We start from the raw sequence: 3,352 nt of genomic DNA on the forward strand, positions 1-3,352 counted from the left end.
CCTCGCCAAAGACTGGGAACGCTCCATCGAGAGCTCGACCGCGTGGGCGAATATCGCTTCTATCCGGATGCTAACCCGCAGAATTGCGCGACTTTCAGCCGCATGACAGACTTTTGAATCGGGCTCTCACACTCGGGACTCCAGCCCTGTTCAATTCTGGCAATCAAGCGGCGCAGTTGCACCACCTCCCAATGCGCCGGGATTTGGCCTAGCCATTCTATGCCGCTGTCTTTCAGGGGGGCGTTGGGGTTGAGGCCTTTGGTGACGGCGTGGGAGATGACCGCTTGGCGCTTTTCCTTCAGCAGCGCGATCAAGCGCTCCTGCTCTGCCACCAAGCCATCAATCTTGGCCACCTCCCGATCCAGAAACCCCGCAATCGCCTCCTGCTCGGCAAGGGGGGGAAGCAGAACGGGGAAGTCCATGAGGTCGTCGCGGCTCATCTGCAACGAGTTGGGTCGGATACCAGTTAGAAGGCGCGTGTAGCCTTGGACGTAAATCGAACTACGCATGAGATGATGAACAAAACGCCGGTCGACATCTCGCTCGATCCAATAGCTGCGGTACGCTGGACTGACGTGGCCTTCGTGTTCTGAAACCCCCAAACCAGCGTAATTGAGCCACATGGTGTTCACGACCAACTGACCGGGGCGCACGATGCGATAACCGATGAGCTCCTCATCAAGCCGCCGTCGGTTTTCGTCGTCATATTCCTTGACCTCAATGCCGCGATAGCCTGAGACAGACAGCATGGGGCCAACAACTGTATCGTCAATCTTTTCCCCACTCTCACGAAAGACGTGGCGGAAACGGTGTACCTCCCAGCCAGCAGGCACCGCGCCCAGCCACGCCACGCCGCTGTCCTTGTATTCGGCATAAAGGGGGAAGCTCACGCGGCCAGTTCCGCCAGCATGGCCTGTATGCGCGCGGTCACGCCTGCCAGTTCGGCGTCGATTTCGGCCAGCGGGCGCGGCGGTTCGAACACATAGAAATGGCGGTTGAAGGGGATTTCATAGCCGACCTTGGTCTTGTCGTGGTCGATCCACGCATCGGGGGCATGGGGCCGCACCTCGCGCGCGAAGTAGGCGGCCACGTCCTCGGCCAAGGGCACGTTCTCGGTATCGCGCAGGGCGCTGTCGGACTGCGGCTTGCCCTTGCCCTTCCCCTTTTGCCCCAGCGCGATCTGGCCTTGTTCATCGCGCAAGGGGCGCTCCACGGTGATGGTGCGGTATCCGAACGCGGTGGTGGGAAATATGCGCGACAGCGGGGCCAGCCGCACTTTGCCGCCTGCGGGCGCTGCGGGCGGTGCCTCCCCCTCGGTCACGATCACACGCGCCAGATCCTTGCCCGCCGCATCGGTGACCGTGGCCAGTTGCGCCTCGACAAACGCGCCGAACAGCCGCGTCACATCGGCGATGTGCGCGTCGTTCATCTCCTTGCGCTTGGAGCCCAAGGACTTGCGCATCTTCTGCCAGAAGCTGCTGGCGTCGATCAGTTGCACCTTGCCGGTGCGGTGTTGCGGCTTCTTGTTCGACAGGATCCACACATAAGTGGCGATGCCGGTGTTGTAGAACATGTCAGTCGGCAAGGCGATGATCGCCTCAACCAGATCGTTTTCCAGCACATAGCGGCGGATCTCGCTCTCGCCGCTGCCCGCGCCCCCGGTGAACAGCGGCGATCCGTTCAACACGATGCCAAAGCGGCAGCCGCCTTCGGTCCATGGCCGCATCTTGGACAGCAGGTGCATCAGGAACAGCAGCGATCCATCGGACACGCGCGGCAGGCCGGGGCCAAAGCGCCCGGCGTGGCCAAGGCGGGTGTGCTCGTCCTGCACTTCCTTGGCCACCTTCTTCCACTCCACCCCGAACGGCGGATTGGACAGCATGTAATCGAAGGTCTGGCCGGGGTGGCCGTCATCGCTCAAGGTGTTGCCCTGCACGATGCGGGTGATGTCCTGCCCCTTGATCAGCATGTCAGCCTTGCAGATGGCATAGGATTCGGGGTTCAGTTCCTGACCCGACATCGTCAACTGCGCCTGCGGGTTGTGTTGGTGCAGGTATTCCCCGGCGATGGACAGCATGCCGCCGGTGCCCGCCGTGGGGTCATAGATGCTGCGCACCACGCCGGGCTTCGACAGCACGTCGTCATCTTCGACGAACAGCAGGTTGACCATCAGGCGGATGACTTCGCGCGGGGTGAAGTGCTCCCCGGCGGTTTCGTTGCTGATTTCGGCGAACTTGCGGATCAGCTCCTCGAACGCCAGCCCCATCTGGGCGTTGTCGACGCGGTCGGGGTGCAGGTCGATCCCGGCAAAGCGTTCAGTCACCTGATACAGCAGCCGGTTCTTGGCCAGCCGGTCAATCTGCGCGGCGAACTCGAACTGTTCGAAGATGTCGCGCACCTCGGGCGAAAAGCCCTGGATATAGGACAACAGATTGGTGGCGATGTTGTCCTGATCGCCGATGAGCTTGCCAAGGTCCAGCGGGCTGCGGTTGAAGAACCCATGCCCGGCGGCGCGCAGCAGGAACGGATCGGGCCGCTCCGCCTCGGCCTGCGCCAGCACCGCCGCCTTGGTGGGGGCCAGCACGCAGTCTAGCCGGCGCAGCACCGTGAACGGCAGAATGACACGACCGTATTCCGACTGCTTGTAATCCCCCCGCAGCAAGTCCGCGACAGACCAGATGAAGTTGGACAGTGATTGATGATTCAAGATGTTGCCTCCCGTGCAGGGTCTTTGTGCCCCAGCCTCGCGGGGGTGGCAATGGGGGTGTGGGCGGATGGCTGGCAATGGCGCGCGATGGCTGGAGGATGCGCCGCTTTAGTTGGGTATTATTGGTGTGGGTGCCTTGCGTGGCGGCGATGGGGCGCGGCAGATCATGCGCATGACCGATGACTCTCAAGGCCCTGAGGGGGCGGAATATGACATCCCCTTTGCAAGACACGAAGATATCGCCGGGATCGAATTTGAAGAACGCGCGCCCGAGCTGCTGGCAATGACGTCCCAATGCGTGAGGGTCTTCTTCGATGCTGCAGCCGCTGGCAACACCAAGCTCGCACATGAAGCCGCTGCCGTTGCATTGAACAATCTTGGCGGTCTGTTCGATGACCGTGAAGACCCGGGCTATATGCTGGTCGCCCACCTGATCAGAACCCTGTTCGATCTGCGGCGCGGCATGGCGGATGTACGAATGGCGACACCTGATCGAAAACTTCTTCTGCAAGCTCAAAGAGCCCGATTCAGAAGTTGATCAAATTTGACAGTATCTTGCGGTTCTGCGCGTGAGCATGCGGATTGAGGCGATGAGGGCCCATGCGGTGGATGACGCGATGGACCTTTCCCAATCCTTTGCCAGCC

At 61.4% G+C, this 3,352-nt stretch carries 3 protein-coding genes and 2 pseudogenes; 2 read left to right on the forward strand and 3 right to left on the reverse strand.

Annotated elements, in window-relative coordinates; translation table 11 throughout:
• Positions 1 to 106: pseudogene (locus tag LDN95_RS22910) on the forward strand (IS5/IS1182 family transposase); the annotation flags it as partial.
• Here the strand turns inward: LDN95_RS22910 and LDN95_RS22915 are convergent.
• Both LDN95_RS22915 and LDN95_RS22920 read right to left on the reverse strand, forming a co-directional pair.
• Entirely contained in the window at positions 60 to 890 is an 831-nt protein-coding gene (locus tag LDN95_RS22915; RefSeq protein WP_226019809.1) for a restriction endonuclease subunit S, read from the reverse strand. The pseudogene LDN95_RS22910 and the gene LDN95_RS22915 overlap by 47 nt on opposite strands.
• Positions 887 to 2,707: a class I SAM-dependent DNA methyltransferase gene (locus LDN95_RS22920; protein ID WP_226019810.1), complete on the reverse strand. Its 1,821-nt coding sequence runs from the start codon at positions 2,705 to 2,707 to the stop codon at positions 887 to 889. Before LDN95_RS22920 ends, LDN95_RS22915 begins: the two co-directional genes overlap by 4 nt.
• Before the next feature lie 172 nt (positions 2,708 to 2,879).
• Between LDN95_RS22920 and LDN95_RS22925 the strand changes: the two genes are divergently transcribed.
• A complete protein-coding gene (locus LDN95_RS22925; RefSeq protein WP_226019811.1) occupies positions 2,880 to 3,245 on the forward strand; it encodes a hypothetical protein in 366 nt (121 codons plus the stop codon).
• On the opposite strand, the pseudogene LDN95_RS22930 reads toward LDN95_RS22925, so the two are convergent.
• Positions 3,246 to 3,352: pseudogene (locus tag LDN95_RS22930) on the reverse strand (IS5/IS1182 family transposase); the annotation flags it as partial.

Source organism: Novosphingobium sp. FKTRR1 (assembly GCF_020404405.1).
Classification (GTDB): domain Bacteria; phylum Pseudomonadota; class Alphaproteobacteria; order Sphingomonadales; family Sphingomonadaceae; genus Novosphingobium.

What these genes read in the sequence shown, in the direction of transcription:
- LDN95_RS22925 (WP_226019811.1), top strand. Translation starts at nt 2,880, where the DNA reads ATGACCGATGACTCTCAAGGCCCTGAGGGGGCGGAATATGACATCCCC.